The organism is uncultured Methanobrevibacter sp. (assembly GCF_900316895.1).
GTDB lineage: Archaea > Methanobacteriota > Methanobacteria > Methanobacteriales > Methanobacteriaceae > Methanocatella.
In genome coordinates this window covers 1-16,076 of record NZ_ONER01000036.1, presented here as the reverse complement: position 1 = coordinate 16,076, position 16,076 = coordinate 1, and the positions used below count along the sequence as shown (strand labels likewise).

General features: G+C 37.3%; 14 protein-coding genes. 10 read left to right on the top strand and 4 right to left on the bottom strand.

What is annotated here, in order from left to right; genetic code table 11:
- From QZN27_RS05375 to QZN27_RS05345, 7 genes are all read left to right on the top strand, one after another.
- On the top strand, positions 1-195 hold a 195-nt coding region (locus tag QZN27_RS05375), incomplete at its 5' end, for a hypothetical protein (protein WP_296784660.1).
- 209 nt (positions 196-404) lie between these two features.
- Positions 405-551 carry a 50S ribosomal protein L40e gene (locus tag QZN27_RS05370; protein ID WP_116591610.1) on the top strand — a complete coding sequence of 49 codons (147 nt, stop codon included), beginning with the start codon at positions 405-407 and terminating at the stop codon, positions 549-551.
- 79 nt (positions 552-630) lie between these two features.
- Positions 631-1,383 (top strand): geranylgeranylglyceryl/heptaprenylglyceryl phosphate synthase, encoded by a 753-nt coding sequence (locus tag QZN27_RS05365; RefSeq protein ID WP_296784655.1) that lies wholly within the window; start codon positions 631-633, stop codon positions 1,381-1,383.
- 104 nt (positions 1,384-1,487) lie between these two features.
- The gene (locus QZN27_RS05360) at positions 1,488-2,561 is read left to right on the top strand and encodes a DNA double-strand break repair nuclease NurA (RefSeq protein WP_296784653.1); all 1,074 of its coding nucleotides are present in this window, start codon (positions 1,488-1,490) and stop codon (positions 2,559-2,561) included.
- Positions 2,555-4,057 (top strand): ATP-binding protein, encoded by a 1,503-nt coding sequence (locus QZN27_RS05355; RefSeq protein ID WP_296784650.1) that lies wholly within the window; start codon positions 2,555-2,557, stop codon positions 4,055-4,057. Before QZN27_RS05360 ends, QZN27_RS05355 begins: the two co-directional genes overlap by 7 nt.
- A 188-nt stretch (positions 4,058-4,245) precedes the next feature.
- Positions 4,246-5,487 (top strand): exonuclease SbcCD subunit D, encoded by a 1,242-nt coding sequence (locus QZN27_RS05350; RefSeq protein ID WP_296784648.1) that lies wholly within the window; start codon positions 4,246-4,248, stop codon positions 5,485-5,487.
- On the top strand, positions 5,484-8,231 hold the full coding sequence (locus QZN27_RS05345) for an SMC family ATPase (RefSeq protein ID WP_296784645.1): 2,748 nt from the start codon (positions 5,484-5,486) through the stop codon (positions 8,229-8,231). The genes QZN27_RS05350 and QZN27_RS05345 overlap by 4 nt, the downstream gene beginning before the upstream one ends.
- Positions 8,232-8,256: 25 nt before the next feature.
- On the opposite strand, the gene QZN27_RS05340 is transcribed toward QZN27_RS05345, so the two are convergent.
- Positions 8,257-8,652 (bottom strand): nuclease, encoded by a 396-nt coding sequence (locus tag QZN27_RS05340; RefSeq protein ID WP_296784642.1) that lies wholly within the window; start codon positions 8,650-8,652, stop codon positions 8,257-8,259.
- A gap of 98 nt (positions 8,653-8,750) precedes the next feature.
- Here QZN27_RS05340 and QZN27_RS05335 point away from each other — a divergent pair, with 98 nt between their 5' ends.
- The 3 genes from QZN27_RS05335 to QZN27_RS05325 all read left to right on the top strand — a co-directional run bounded on the left by QZN27_RS05335 (position 8,751) and on the right by QZN27_RS05325 (position 11,963).
- The gene (locus QZN27_RS05335) at positions 8,751-10,031 is read left to right on the top strand and encodes a Mur ligase family protein (protein WP_296784639.1); all 1,281 of its coding nucleotides are present in this window, start codon (positions 8,751-8,753) and stop codon (positions 10,029-10,031) included.
- Between the two features lie 69 nt (positions 10,032-10,100).
- Positions 10,101-11,285: a hypothetical protein gene (locus QZN27_RS05330; RefSeq protein ID WP_296784637.1), complete on the top strand. Its 1,185-nt coding sequence runs from the start codon at positions 10,101-10,103 to the stop codon at positions 11,283-11,285.
- A gap of 24 nt (positions 11,286-11,309) precedes the next feature.
- A complete protein-coding gene (locus tag QZN27_RS05325; RefSeq protein ID WP_296784634.1) occupies positions 11,310-11,963 on the top strand; it encodes an NTP transferase domain-containing protein in 654 nt (217 codons plus the stop codon).
- On the opposite strand, the gene QZN27_RS05320 is transcribed toward QZN27_RS05325, so the two are convergent.
- From QZN27_RS05320 to QZN27_RS05310, 3 genes are all read right to left on the bottom strand, one after another.
- Positions 11,955-12,632 (bottom strand): DUF169 domain-containing protein, encoded by a 678-nt coding sequence (locus tag QZN27_RS05320; RefSeq protein ID WP_296784631.1) that lies wholly within the window; start codon positions 12,630-12,632, stop codon positions 11,955-11,957. The two genes, QZN27_RS05325 and QZN27_RS05320, sit on opposite strands and share 9 nt — an antisense overlap.
- Before the next feature lie 25 nt (positions 12,633-12,657).
- Positions 12,658-13,890, bottom strand: a complete 1,233-nt coding sequence (locus QZN27_RS05315) for a PD-(D/E)XK nuclease family protein (protein WP_296784629.1) — start codon at positions 13,888-13,890, stop codon at positions 12,658-12,660.
- Positions 13,891-13,900: 10 nt separating this feature from the next.
- Positions 13,901-16,076: DEAD/DEAH box helicase (locus tag QZN27_RS05310; RefSeq protein ID WP_296784626.1), on the bottom strand; the 2,176-nt coding region annotated here is incomplete at its 5' end.

The window sequence follows — 16,076 nt, the reverse complement described above, 5'->3', positions numbered from 1 at the left end:
AAAACCATAACAGTAAAAACCAAAACATTCAATAAGCTTAAAGGAATGGCGGGTTATGCAACTAACCAGTTGAGTGTAGGTACACATAAGGTTAAAATCGTACCGGTAAATTTCAAGTATAGCGGTTTCAAGAAAACCAGCATAACCATCAAGAAAAGCGCTAAAAAGGTGGCCGGTTGGTCAATGAAATTATGATGGAATGAAAAAATATTTTTTATTCCAATTTTTATCTTTTTTCAAAAACCTGTCTAAATTAATTTTTAAAAAAACCTTTTTTCCTTATTTTAACTCATTTTAACTAAACCTTTAAATACTATTAAATTAAAAATAATTAATTAATAGTTATGTATAGCATAACAATTTAGTTTTATTCAATTTTCACGATTATTAAGGAGGAGTTATTAATGGCAAGATTTGAAGAAGCAGAAAACAGAATGTTCAATGTTAAAATCTGCTTAAAATGTAATGCTCGTAACCCTGCTGGCGCTACAACCTGTAGAAAATGCGGTTACAAAGGATTAAGATTCAAAGCAAAAGAACAAAGAGGATAAACATATTCTCTTTACTTTTTACTATTTTTTTCTAAAACATTAAATATTATTTTATACAAAACTATTTTTAGGTATTCTTATGAAAGACGTTGAAAATTATATTAGAGATATTTTGAAAACAAGAAAACTTCATTTTACTTTAATTGATCCTGATGAACAGACTCCTGAGGAAGCCCTGGACATTGCCACTCAGGCCATTGAAGGTGGAAGTGACGGAATCATGATTGGAGGATCCACTGTAAACGGTGACGATGTGGACAACACTTGTAAAATCCTATCAGAAAACATTGCAGTTCCTATCATCATTTTCCCTGGAAATACAAGCAGTGTGAGCAGTTATGCTGATGCAATATTTTATATGAGCTTTGTAAACTCAAGAAATTCATATTGGATTAACGGCGCTCAGGCATTGGCTGCACCGGCTGTGAAGGCTTCTGGAATGGAAATATTGCCGATGCATTATATGGTAGTTTCTCCTGGAGGAACCGTCGGTTGGGTTGGAGACGCTAATTTAGTGCCTAGAAACAAGCCTAAAATACCTGCAGTCTATGCGATGTCTGCAGAACTTTTTGGAATCAAGTTCTTCTATCTTGAAGCTGGTTCAGGTGCACAGGAACCGGTTCCTGCTGAAATGGTGGCATACTCCAAAAAGGCAGCTCCTAAAAACATTTTGGTTGTCGGTGGAGGAATCCGTGACGGCAAGGCTGCTTACATGGCTGCAAAGGCTGGCGGAGATATTATTGTTACCGGTACTGTTGTAGAAGAAGTTGATGATGTTAAAGCTAAAATCAAAGAAATTACCGGAGCTATTCTAAAGGCTTCAATGGAGTAGTTTTTCAACTGCTCTTAATTAACTTTTTTTTTAATTAATTAGTTTTCAAATGCTCTCTCATTTGATTTAAATAATTTAATGGTTATAATAATACATGTGATATTATGTTAAATTCATTGTATGAAAAGGCCATCGCCAAAAGAGGATTCAATTTCGATATCGAGCCGACTGCTGATATTGAATCCCAGCTTGAACATAAATGGTTTGACAGGACAATCGGTGAAAGCAAAGCCGACTTTTCGATTGCTGCAGGAGACGGGAGCTTCAACAAGAAGAAATTCCTCACCACCAATTTCTGTGCTGTTGGTGCCGAATCCATTATTTACGATGGCGAAATTAAAAAGATTGACGACTCGGACATTTTTGACATTCCGCATGTATCCTTTCTGGATGAGCTTTTAAGCAATTACATGGCAATTTATGAGTTGAAATGTGCTTTGAGGACACTGAATGATTATAATGTCGATTATTACATGTTTGACGGTTCCATTCTCGGGGATTTGCAGAATGCCTTTCCAAGAGGTGCAAAGCTGCCTTCAAAACTTAAGGAAAACATGGATGATTCATTATTGAAGGAATTTCAAACAAGGCTTAAGGTCAGACATTACGGACTGCTGTTTCCAAGCCTGAGGGATGACCTTAAATTGATGGAGATGCCTAAAAGGGAAGATTCAAACATTTTAAATGAGACCAACCTTCATCTGGCATCCGTTGAAAAGATTATTCTGTTGTATGAGATTTTGCAGTTCAGAAAGAGAATCATTTCAATCTCCAAAACCTCATCTGACAATGACCTGTTCCATTGGAACATTCCGGACATTGCATTTCTGGACAAGTTTACAAAAAAGCAGGGAATGACGTTCATAAAGTACAGGCAGGTTCACGACAATGCGGCATTTCCGTATTTCAATGACTTTTTCAAAAGTCTGACATTTACAGTATTTTACGTTCGCCTGCAGGACAACAAGAATGTATTGAAGGTTGAACTGCCTTACAGGGCCACAAAGGAAGAGGTTTTCGAAATCATTAGAAAGATTAATGTATTGTCGGTCCAGGGCTATCCGTACCTTTTGAACAAGGCCCATAATGATGTGGTGATAACCGACAGGAACATGAAGGAATTGATGAAAATAGCTAAGATTTATGAGACAACAAACAGGGAAGTGATGTCATGGTAGTGGGAATCTGCGTAGGAGAAACTAATTTAAACGAAGTAACATTCATTTCAAATGAAATGCCACAGGTTGGCCAATATGTAACAATTGAATATGACGGAAAAAAGGTATTGGGAATGGTTGAAAATCTGGTCAGGGGAAACGATGCATTGAATGTGGACATAAACGACTTCAAGGCAATCCAGAAAATCTCCAGAATCGGAGTTGATGATAACTACATAAGAGGTAAGGTCAAAATCCTCGGGGATGTCAACGATGATTTGAGGATTCCAAGAACACCCGTGCTTCCAGGAACAGAAATCAATCTTGCTGATGCGGATATGCTCAATGAAATATTCAAGGTAAAAAATCCGATAAAGCTTGGGACATTGGTCAACCAGAATGATGTGGAAGTCAATGTCGATGCCAATCCGATACTTTCAAGACACTTGGCGATTCTTGCTATGACCGGAGCGGGAAAATCAAACACAGTTTCAGTATTGATTGACCAGTTGCTGTCATATAATGTGCCTGTCTTTGTATTTGACATGCATGGTGAGTATAAGGGTGCAGAATTTCCCAACGGCAGTGTGAATGTGATAAAGCCTAAAATCAACCCTACATACATGTCTTTTCTGGAGATTAAAAATCTTGTAAACATTCCAGCGAATGCATATCTTCAGGAGCGCTATTTCAGAAAGGCATTCAAAGAGGCTAAAAAGCAAATAGAAGATGGAACCGCATTTGAAAAGAATTTTTTACAGTTGATGTATGATATTCTCGAAATTGACTCTCTTGAAGAGGGATCAGATAAAAGAATAGTGGATGTGATGAATAAGATTGACGATTCCATGGACAAATATTCAAACCTGTTCGACCAAAACACAGGCAATATCTTATCCAGCATTAAAAAGGCCCATGTGAATGTTCTGGATTTGTCCCAGGTTGATGAATATGTTGCAAGCGTGCTTGTAAGTCATATCCTGAGAAATTCACTTAACCGCTCAAAAAAGGCTGCCCATAGCGGAAACAGGGAGGAACTGCTTGAAAACTCTGTATTCTATATTCTGGAAGAGGCTCACATTCTGGCTCCAAACAAACGTGACAGCGATTCCAAACGTTGGATTCAAAGGGTTGCAAGAGAAGGACGTAAATTTGGCTTGGGATTGTGTCTTGTCAGCCAGTCACCTAAAACAGTTGACCATGATGCCCTTTCACAGATGAACAACATGATCATATTGAGGCTTGTCGAACCTGAAGACCAGAGGCATGTCCAGTCAGCAAGCGAAAGCCTTTCACAGGATTTAATCAATCAGCTTCCATCTTTGAATGTTGGGGAGGCTATTGTATTGGGTTTGATGTCTAAAGTACCTACTCTTGTCAAGATTGACAAATTCCAGGGCAGAACTCACGGTGATGACATGGATATTGTGTCTTTCTTTAAGGATTCAGTGAAAAAGGAAGCTGAAGAAATTGAAAGGCAGGAAGATGAGCTGATGGATATGGGGTATGATTACTAATCATATTCTTTTCTTACTTTTTTTTAAATTTCTATATTAATTTTTACACTCTCAAATCAATATTGATTAGTTTTCAAATGCTCTCTTGGCAAACTATTAAATAATAGTTGAGAATATACTATTACACATTAAATGCTTAAAATAGTGTTTAAATTGGTTATATACATAAAATAAAAGAAGGTAATATAATGAAATTTGCACATTTGGCAGACACTCATTTAGGTTACCGTCAATACGGATTGTTTGAACGGGAAAAGGACTTTTATGAAGTGTTTGATAAGGTTATTGACAAGATAATTGAAGAAAAAGTAGATTTTGTAATACACAGTGGCGACCTATTTGAAACCGCAAGACCTTCACCTATGGCACTTTTAACCTTTCAAAAGGGTTTGCTGAAGCTTAAAGGTGCAGGAATCCCTATGTATGCAATTGCGGGAAACCATGATGTGGTAATGAGAAAGGGATCCATACCTCCGCATGTAATTTTTAAGAAATTGGGACTGAAAGTCATAAGCACTATTAATCCCACCTATCTGCATGGAGACATTTTTATAGCTGGCCTTCCTTACTATCCTGCATCTCACGGAAAAGCATTGAAGAGCAAGTTGGCTGAGCTGTCCAAAAAGGCAAGCAGCCATGACAAATCAATTCTGGTTCTTCACCAGGGTATTGACAAATATTTCAGCATGAATTATGAATTGGAAATTGGTGAAATACCTGATAACTTTGATTATTATGCTTTGGGACATATTCACAAGTATGTTAATGATGCCTATGGTAAAGGCAGACTGGTTTATCCGGGATCTGGTGAAATCTGGAAAACATCCGAATTGCCGGATTATAAAAAGAACGGAAAAGGTTTTGTCGTAGTTGATTTTGACGGTTCAAAACCTGTAGTCAAAAGGGTCACTGTCGATGTTCCACGTGAATTCATGGAAAAAACCATTGACTATAACGATTTGGAAAGCGGCATTGCAAGCATCAAAGAAGTTATCAAGGGATTTGATAAAAAGCCGATTTTAAAAATAACAATAAAGGAAGTTGAATCAGACACCAGCAGGGTATATGATATTATTAAAGAGGAACTTGGAGATTTGGCTTTGATGATAAGGCCTACATTTGTAATGGCAGGCGAAGAGCTGGAACTTATTGAAGTCGAATCCAAAAAATTAGGTCCTGAGCAGCTATTGGAAAGTCAGCTTGAAGGCTATGGCAATAGTGAGGTTACAACCCTTGCCATCGATTTATATCATTTGCTTTCAAAAGAAAGGCTTGATGAATCTCAGGAGCTGATTAATCAGTACTTTGATGACCATTATGTAAATGAAGCTGAAGATTCTGAATTCAGGACTGAAGAATTGCAGATTGAAGAACCTCCAAAGAAAAAAGAGGATGTTCAGGTAACATTTAGCAGGGAGGTTGAAGAATGATTTTCACAAGATTAAAATTAAACAATTTCAAATCACATGAACATACCGTAATTCCATTTGATAAGGGAATCAGCGTAATTGTAGGTGAAAACGGTGCCGGTAAATCAACAATCCTTGAAGCGATAAGCTTTGCATTATTCAAACAGCACACCGGTAAAAAGATTGATGATCTGGTCAGAAATAATGCAAATTCCATGTCAATAGAGCTGGAATTCACTTCCAATAACAGGGATTACAAAATTGTTCGTGAGAAAAAATCCAGCTTAAAATCATCATTATTTAAAAGGACCTCTTCAGAAGGAGGATATGTGCATGTCTGCACCGGCGATAAGGAAGTTGCCAGCGAAATCCGTCAAATCCTTGACATCGATTCAGATTTATTCCTGAATGCAATATACATCAGACAGGGAGAAATTGCAGAATTGGTTGACAAGACCCCTGCTGAGAAAAAACAATTGATTGGTAAATTATTGGGAATAGACTCTTTGGAAAAGGCATGGAAGAATTTGCTGCCTTTCATCACTGATTATGAGTCTCAACTTGCTGAGCTTAACGGTAAGCTGTATAATTCCGAAGAATTGATGGAAAATTATAAGAAGAAAAAGGACGAACTGGAAAGCCTTAAGGATAGAGGTCATGAACTGGAAGAGCAAATTGATGAAGTAGACGGATTGCTTAAAGAGATTTCTGAAAATAAGCGTAACATGGAGCGTGAAAAGGAAATCTATGAAACACAAATAAAGAATTTGGAAATTGAAGAAAAGACATTTGCCAAATTGGAAGATGAAAAGCGCATGGTTCAAGAGGAATTGGACAAAATCCGTGAAGCTGAAGAGGAAATCGACAGATTGGAAAAATTCGTTTCCAAACTTGATGTTTATCTGGACTTTGAAAAGTCAGTTACCAGCATTCAAAAACTGAAAGAGGACGAGAAGGAAATTGACGATAAATTGGATTCAATAGCCGAGCAAAAGGAAATCGTATCCAATAAGAAGGAAGGATATAACAAGTATCTTTCATCCGATGAGGAAATCAACAAGTTGTCTGACCAAAAAAATAACTTGGAAAAGGAATTGGCTACAATGGCCAAGCTTGAAAAGGACAAAAAGGAATTGTTGCAAAGCATTGAGGATGAAAGGAATGATATCGAAAAGTTCTTCTCAAAATCCAAGGATAAATTGGATGATTATGGATTGGACCAGGATATATTGGCTAAAATAGATGATTTCAGCCATCTTGAAAGTTCCACTAATGATTTTATCAATGAGACCTCTGAAAAAATTGACGAATTGGGCAAGGAAATCATCGCAAAAAATGAGGATATCGTTGTCTACAATCAGAATATCAAGGCTTGTGAAAAACCTTTGGATGACTTGGAAGGAATTGACAACAAATGTCCTGTTTGTCAATCTGATATTAGCACATATAAGAAAAAGGAATTGACAAAGCATTACACTGATGAAATTAATGAGAATAAAAAGTTAATTGCCCAAAATGAAGAGACAGTTCGTCTATTGAATAAAAATAAGAACAGTTTTGAAGAGAAACTTCAAAAACTCACAGAATTATCCAAAAATATCATTGAGTATAAGCAGAAATTTGAGCATCTCCAGAATGAACTTATCAGATTGAACAAGATGGATGAGGACTTGGAAGGTAAGGAGCACATAAGCAATAAGCTTGGCGAGCTTATCTTGCTCATTGCCAATAAAAAGGATGAACGCGAATCATTCAAACAGGATCATGATTCCTACATTCAATCTAAGGGAGCCCTGGAAGTTTTAGGCAGTGAAACTGAAATTCAATACAAGTTGAAGCAGGTTCAAAATGAAATCGACAATCATGTCACCAATATCAAATTGGCCATAAGTCAGGATCCGCATTTAAGTGGGGACATGGGGACTAATGAACTTAAAGATCGTATTGAGGATTTAAAACGCAAAAATGAAGAATTCAACCAATTGAAAGGTTTTGTTCAAAATAAAAATTCATTCTTGACTCGTTTGGATTCCATTAAAGAGGATATTGGTGTTTCAATTAATCAAAAGGATATCATTGAAAACAAAATCAATGCATCAATATACGATGAGGACAAGTATGAACAAATCCTCTATAATTTTGAACGCTATGAAAGAAGGAAAACCACTTTCAATGAAGAGCTTTTCGAGATTAAAGGAAGGGCAAAGGAATCAATTGTAAGTCTTCAGGATTTGACTGAAAAGATTAAGATGGCATCCCAGTTCAGACAGGAATATGACAACATAGATGAATACATTGGAATTTTAAAGCATATCCGTGAGTTGTACAGTCGTGGAGGTATTCAGAAGGATTTAAGAAATATCTCACGTCCTGCCATCCAAAAGCACACCAAGGAATACTTCAAGGAGTTCAATTTCAACTACTCTGACTTGACAATTGATGATGAATATGAAGTGACCGTTTATGGTCCTGAAGGCGAATCATCAATGAGCATGGTCAGCGGTGGTGAAAAGATTGCTATCGCTCTTGCATTGAGATTGGGTATTACTCAGGCAATGGCCAATGGTGAATTGGACACTATTTTATTGGATGAGCCTACTATTCATTTGGATGCTTCAAGAAGACATGAACTGATTAATCTGTTAAAGGAGATGTCTTCACTTCCTCAAATGATTATCGTAACTCACGAGGCGCAGCTTGAAAATGCTGCTGATAATCTGATAAAAGTCGAAAAAGAGAATGGTATTTCAAAAGTAATAATGTAGCCACATTATTACCTTTTATTTTTTTTCACATTGTTTCGTGTGCGTCTTTAATTGAATCAAGGATGCAATTGGCATTCCAGCCTACAATGGTTGCTGCACGTTCTTCCAATATTTCCGGAACTTCTTCCAGTCCGTATGGTCTTACAAGAACGATTGGTATGTTGTATTTTTCACTTGCATCCAATAAATCGTTGAATAATTCCTTATTGTCATTGTAAAGGCCAGCTAACATGATGATTCTGTCTACCTTATTGTAAAAGCTCTCATTGGCTGTAGAATATGATCCGGATATTGATTCTTTCCATCTGAAATCTACTTTTGAGTATAGTTTTTCTGTAAATTGGCCGTATTCGTTGTTTTTGTCAAAACCGTTAGTGATAATTAGATTGTAAATTTTCTCATCACGTTCATCTTCAAACATATCAGTCACCTTGCTTTAATTTTTAATCTTATTATATAAAAATATTTATTAATTCTAAAATTTAAGATTATATTAGAATTGTAGAGGAATTATTTTTTATGAAAGCGGCAGTAATTGGATTAGGTGTGGAAGGCAAAAAGGCGGTAAACTCTCTTTTAGAACATGGATGGGAAGTTTATGCCACTGATTTGAATATTGGTGTTGATTTGTCCGGTTTGGATTTGCCGATGTTGTCAATGAATATGATTGAGGATAAGGAGACTGTTTCAATTGTTGGAGAAAACATTACAGTTGATTTGGGATTTACTAATTCATATGCGATTGAAAATTGTGATGCAATAGCCATCAGTCCCAGCATGTTTGGAGGAGCATTTGCTGAAAGGTTACTGAAAGATGGGGAGCTATTGAGTGATGTCATCACAAAACACAGGGATATTTTCACAATTGGAATTACCGGAACAAATGGTAAAACCACTACCGTGCACATGCTGAAAAGCATTTTGGAAGATGCCGGCAAGAAAGTACTGGTTGGCGGAAACGGTGGCGGAGGCTTTTCCGGTTATTATGATCTGATTCTTGAGGCTCAGGAGGGGGATTATGACATTCTGCTTGTGGAAGTCTGTGACATGACCCTTGATTTTGCCGATTATTGCTTTGACTTTGACATGGTCGGATTAACCAATATCGGAAATGACCATATGGATGTTCACAAAACCATTGCAAACTATAAAAATTCACTGGTCAGATTTTTCACCGATAAAACAATTTTCACTGCATTTGACCAGGATTTCAACGCTGACTTTAAGGAAGCCGCAAAAACTGCAATCCCTTATTTTTCATATCAGGATGAACTGCAACTGGTTGGTAAATTCAATTTACTTAATGCAGGCCTTGCATCTGCCATTTGCCGTGAGCTTAAGGTTCCAAAGGATGTCATCAGGACTACTCTTGCTGATTTCAAGGCTGTTGAAGGCAGATTGGATGTTTATAAAATCAATGATGCTGACGTTTATGTGGGAAAAACTGATAATTCTGATGCTTTGGCCTCAGTTTTAGGTGAAAAAAACTTTTATGCCCTATTCATCGGCACTCCTAGACATAACGAAACCCATAGGCTGGACATATTGGATGTTGCCGTAAAATATAACCCTGAAGTTATTGTTCTGTTTCCTGGTTTGGATGATACATTGGACATCGCAATTTATAGGCTCAATTCTCTAGGATATATGGGTAATATTATCACTGTAAATACTCTTGATCAGATAATCGAGTTGGTTGCTGAATATTCTCATGAAGAGGCCATTCTTATAGGCGGTAATGGTCAAGATGTAATTATTGAAATTCAAGAAAGAATTAAACAGATTTCAGAAAAATTATAACGAATGTAATAACCTTTTTATAATAGATAGTTTATAGTTATATATGTATTATTATTTTAGGTGTATTATATGAGTAGTGGTTGGAGAAAAATTTCTATTGCAATATTTATAGCATTAATTGCTTTATGTATTTTACTCACATTATTTGGTTCTGCAAGTGCTAATTATACTGCAGATTCAATAACCAAAGAATATAATCTTCCAATCGGCCAATCAATGTTCGAAAATCAATCAATTACTGGAACTACTAACCCGGTTGAAGTTCCTTTAGTCAGTAATTTAGGATTTTTAGCACATCAGCTTCAAGCATTTGATTTGAAGGGTCTTGTATTGGCCTTGTCAACAGGTATTGTTCCGTTTGATTTCAGTACCGTTGCAGGGGAGGGTATAGATTCATATGGTAATGTGGTTGATGTTGATGGTCCCGGGTTTTTAACTTTTGCCGGGGATAAGTTAGTTGTAAAATCACCAGATCATTATGTGTGGGCTTATAGTGCTCCATATAAATGGCTGACCAAAACAGCATCTGGTGTTGACGTTTATGAAGATGGTAAAAAAGTAAAATCTGTTCCTGCAGCAGATATCAAGAATTTAGAATATAAAAATGACTATTATAACGCTTCTACAATTGTAGATTGGTATAATTATGATGCTCAAGAAGGATCCATATTCACTTTAGAAAAAGGAATGGTTGGTTTTTCAGATGGAAGAAACAATATCAGTTCAAGTGATGTGCCTAAAATATTTGGTCAGGAAATGGTAGATTATGCTTCTGAGTATCCGACAGGTTCACCAATTTTATTATATGCAGGTAATTACACTGAACAGAACGGTGAAGCTTACGGTACTGAGTTAGGCTCTCACCCTGAATATGGTGATTCCATCAGGGAAATTAATGCAAGACAATTTGTAGATGCATGGAACGGTACTGTCATTCCACCTCAAACATCTTCCAGCGGTAAGGATTATGTTTACTTTGAATCTGCCAGTGATGCTCAAGCTCCTGGTGGAAGTGCAGCGCATGGTGTATGCCCATCTGCAAGAGCTTTAAGGGCAGCCGTCACTTCTGAAGGATTTGACCTTCCAGTCGGTATGTGCTGGGATGAAGATGCAGTATTATTCGGATACAATCCTGCACAGGATATCACTGTATACAATAATCACACCTATCCGGTCAAAATCAACATGTGGACTGAAGGTGAAGGTACCGGAATGAACATTTATGCTCAAATAGAAAGATATGTTCCTAACTGAACATGTCTTCAATTTTCTTTTTTTATGTCTGTTTCAACGATAATTACTGCGGCCGGAAAAAATTCCAGAATGAGGAAAGACCAGATTTCCCGTGGTATCGAATTAACCAATAAACTTATTTTGCCATTCAACAATAAGACTGTCATAGAGACCACAATTGATAATGCATTATCCTTAAATATAGATGAATGTATTGTGGTACTTGGTCATTATGCTAGTGAAATAAAGGAAGCTATTTTTGAGAATTATAAAGATGATGTAAAATTCATTGAGAATAATCCTGTTGATGTAGGTTTGTCAACATCATTGTATAACGGTTTGTCAAACATCACCTCTGATTTTGCATTATGCATTACAGCAGACCAGCCGACAGTTTTGCCCGAAACATTTGAAAGAATGATAGAGGCAAGTCAAACATCTCATGATCCGTACAAAACAATATCCATTTTACGCAGAAGAAAAACAGGATGGCTGGATACTGCCGAAGGCCTTGGAATGCCTTTTGTAGCACCGCGTGAAAACCTTATGGAATATCTTAAAAATGAAAACGATAACCTGAATCCGATTTTGAGAAAAATGTTTGATGATGGATATGCCTTTTATGGAATAAAAGAAAAAAATGAAAAAGAGTTGTTAAATATCAATCATTATGATGATTATCTAAAACTCTTAGATTGATTCAAGACCTGAAATGACTTCTTCTATTTTAGCCTTGCTGATTCCGACTGTCATCTCATTGTCTTTAATGTCTGCCGCTTTTCTGGAACCGTCGCAGCCTAATGTGAAATTCACGCCATCAGAGAGATACGGATTTGAAAATGCGTCACCGCATAATGATTGGATACCTGCAAATGATGGAGTAATCTTTTCACCGGTTTTGTAAACAATGCTTTGTGCAAGTTTCATTCCGCCGACAGGTTCGGTTATAATCTGGATTACATCAGCTTCGAAATCCGCTTCGTCCAGAGGTGAATAGATAATTCCCCAGCTGATGTCTTCAATAATTGAAAGTTTGCTGGTTAATTTTTTAGCGGTTTCCAAATCTTGGAATCTGCCTAATGAAAAGTATTTTTCACCGTTTGCCAATTTTTCAGGCATGTCCCTAAGTCCAATTGCTCCTGCTCCACCTAAGCACATTTGTTGGTCGATAGTTGAGTAGAATTTGTTTCCAAGGGATGCTTTTCTAACCATTTCGCAGTGTCTGATTTTTTCATCGATTAATTCAATGCCTTCTGGGAGGTCATCTTCTGTTTTAATGAGTTTCATTGCAACAGGTTTTGCATCAAGCTTGATTTTGCTTTCAATAGCTTCGCAATATTTTTTGTTTATCTCTAAATTATCAGTCATACAATCACCTTAATTAATTATTAGTTCAAGGAATTTTAATATCTTTTGTTTTAACGCTGTTATTTTTACAAAATGTTCTGAAATCACATGCATTGCATGTTCTCTCATCGGAATCTGCTTTCCATGCTTCTTGAATCTTACAACCCTTTATCTCTTTAATTAAAGAGCTTTCAATGTTGAAAACAACATTGTCAAATTTATCAAGTGAATCTTCAATCTCCTCATTGTCAATATTGATTATTCGGATGGACCTTGCAATCTTGAACTCTTCGCTAAGATTTGGTGCCTTGTCGTCTTCCGTCCAATTCATAATCCGTTCAACATCATCTGCATATTTGCTATAGTCGATTGCATCATCAGTCAGGTCATGTGCGATTTCATCCTGAATCAAAACCAAATCCTCCTTAGATGGAACAAGCTCATTCAGATAGAATATTATTCCTGCAAAAATAGGCTTTGCATCTTCCTGCTGGCTTCTAAGCCATGAATATGTCAGGATTTGCTGCTTATGATTTTCCCAGGGGTTATTGAATTTGTTGTCGCTCTTTTCCGGAGGCCTTTTCATGCCCTTGTAGTCAATTATGATTTCATATTCATCTCCCTGTGAATAATCGGATATTTTCCGGCGGAATTCAGGGTCTTTTTTAAGAAATTCGATGATTTTATTATTGTAATTGTCCAGATTGCTTTGGTTGATGTTTTTGTTGATTTTCATGGAGCTTAAAACATCCACAACACCATTGATTCCGTAATAATTTGACCTGCTAACCTTTTCATCATAATTCGGCATGTTCCTGATTCCCTTTATTAAAAGCTCAGTGGAATCAATCAATGGAAACAGATGAGGTCCCCAAACATTAATGGCTCTTTCAGCCCTTGCACTGGCCAGTTTCTTATGGTCATGTTCATTCAAATCCTCAAAACTCAAATCGCTGTTTAACAGACTGTAAAACAGGTCCTCATCATAAGGATAGAGGCCGTCTACCTGAAGCCTTATGTCAATCATGTCCTCTATTGGCCTTATGTCATTTTTCCAGTTCCATGGAAATTGCTTCTTGTCGGAATCCCATTGAAGATATGCCTCTTCCATCACTCCATGAATGAACTCTCCAAACCATCTCTGAACTGGTTTTGAAGGTGGAAGTGTTCCCTTATTCTGATATCTGTATTGCAGGTTGCATGTTAAAAACGACAGCAAATCTCCGGTTAAGCTGTATTCCGGAATCATATATGACTTTGATCTTGACGGTAATTTCATTTTTAATCTCCTATATCAGGTAAATTTCATTAAATCCAATGTATTTTTCATCTCTGCTCCACCCAAGTGCCACATTTGGAATGTTGAAGTGTTCCTTTTTATGAGGATATCCTTCGATTGCGGAGTTTAGCCCAACCAGCAGCAGCACGCTTTCTGCCCTTGAAAATGCAACGAAATAAAGGCGGGTCAAATCATCGAATGACCTGTCCTTCTCGCTTCTTTTGGACTCTCCAAGTTCACTGAACTGTCTTATGCTGTCCTCAATTGTAATGTTTTTAGGTGGCTTTTTGGGAAATCTCAATTTCTGTGTTTTTATGTTGTTGTCTCTGAATTTGGACCCCACATCCACAATGACCATGGGAAATTCCAATCCTTTTGACTGATGAATTGATAATATGTTCACCCTATCGTCAGGAAGTGTTTCAAGTAGGGACTCGTCAATCTGTATGCCTCCTGTTGCCAGAGGAATGAATATGTTCCAGATGGCTTCCAGAATGGATTCCTTCTCGACCTGCTTGTTTGCAAATGATATGTGTGAATAGTATTTGCTGAAAAATCCTGTTTGTGTTATGGATTTGGTAATTGCTTCCAGATAAACGATTCCTTCAACATCCTCTTGAAGCTCTTCAATCCAGGTTATTAGCTTATAGGCAAGTTCCATAAGGCTCGCCTTTTTTGGCCAGAATTTTGTTCCTCTAGGCACCCTATTCTGCCAGTATAATACAAACTGGCTTAGGTTGATAGGTTCATGAGGTTCGGGATTTAGTTTGATATATTCCCTTGCCCTCACTCTCCATCTTGTCATTGTAACTTTCGCCAAATTCGGTATGGTCTTGTCGCTCAGCTGGATTTTGCTTTCGGGGTCGATGCACTCAAGTATCAGTCCACAAAATATTTCTACGACCTCAACTTTTTGAAGTTCGATTCCTCTTGGATTGAATACTTCAATAGGCTTTCTTTGCTTTTTGAGGTTTCTTCTAAGATAATATAATAATGAATTGTTGCCGAACTGCTTTTCCTTTGGGGAATAGGACAATATTGCAATGTCGGAAGCGGAACCTGTTTCGCTGTCCAATTTCAATGTCAATCTTTCAATCTGTTTTCCTTCCCTTTCCCGTTCGGCATTAAGCTGCTGCAATCTTGCAATATCAATATTGCCGTCGACCTGCCTGAAATATTCCTCATCAAGCACCTTCAGGACTTTTGGCCTTACTTCTCCTTCATTGATCAGTTTTGCAATAAGATTGGACAGTGACTTTGAAAGCATTTCAACATTGTTTCTAAACATTCCAAGCACTGGCATCTTGTCCTTGTCAAAATCGGGCGCTATGATTTTTGGCTTGTTCTTAACCCTTGCCATCTGGTATTCGTCATCTATTTCAACAAACTGGTTGCAGTGATTGATGATGTTTTCCGTTGAGCGATAGTTTGTTTTCAGATTTATTTCCAAAACGTCAATGCCCAATTTATCCTTGACGCGCTGCTTGTAATTGGTAAACAAATCCACTGTCGCTCCTCTGAACCTGTAAAGGGACTGGTCATCATCGCCTACAACTGTAATGTTTCCGTTATTTTTCAGTGCGGACTTGGCAATGGTGAAGTAGATGTCTTCCTGAATCAGGTTTGTGTCCTGGTATTCATCGACCAAAACGATTCTGATGGTATCCAGAAAGAGGTCAAGCTTATTGTCCTTAAGCAATTTTAAAAATCGGGTTTCAAGCATTGCAAAATCCATTGTGTTTCTTCTAATAAGTATGTTTTCATATTCCTGTATGCAGTCAAGGATTACGGTCATGCCCCTGTCGTTTTCATATTCCTCGTATAACCTGTCCATATCAATCTGGTCATGGAAAATCCTGTCCTTGATTTCGAGCAGTATTCCGCTCATCTTTGACGGTTCATCCAGTTTTTCCCGACCGGTCAGTCTTTTAAGGCATTCCTTTAAATTCTCATCCTTATATCTTTCATTTTCGCTGAGTATCTTTATCATAGCGGAGTTTGAAACGAAGTTTTCAATTATGATTGGATGGTTTGTACCAGGTTCCTTGTGCTGTCTCATGATCTCTTCGGCCAGCTTGTCGGTTGTACCTACCTGAATCTGATTGAAATCAATTCTGGCTATCTTTTCAAAGATTTCAAAATCATCGGATTCGTCAATGATATGGTTTTTGATTTCATCTCCCCAT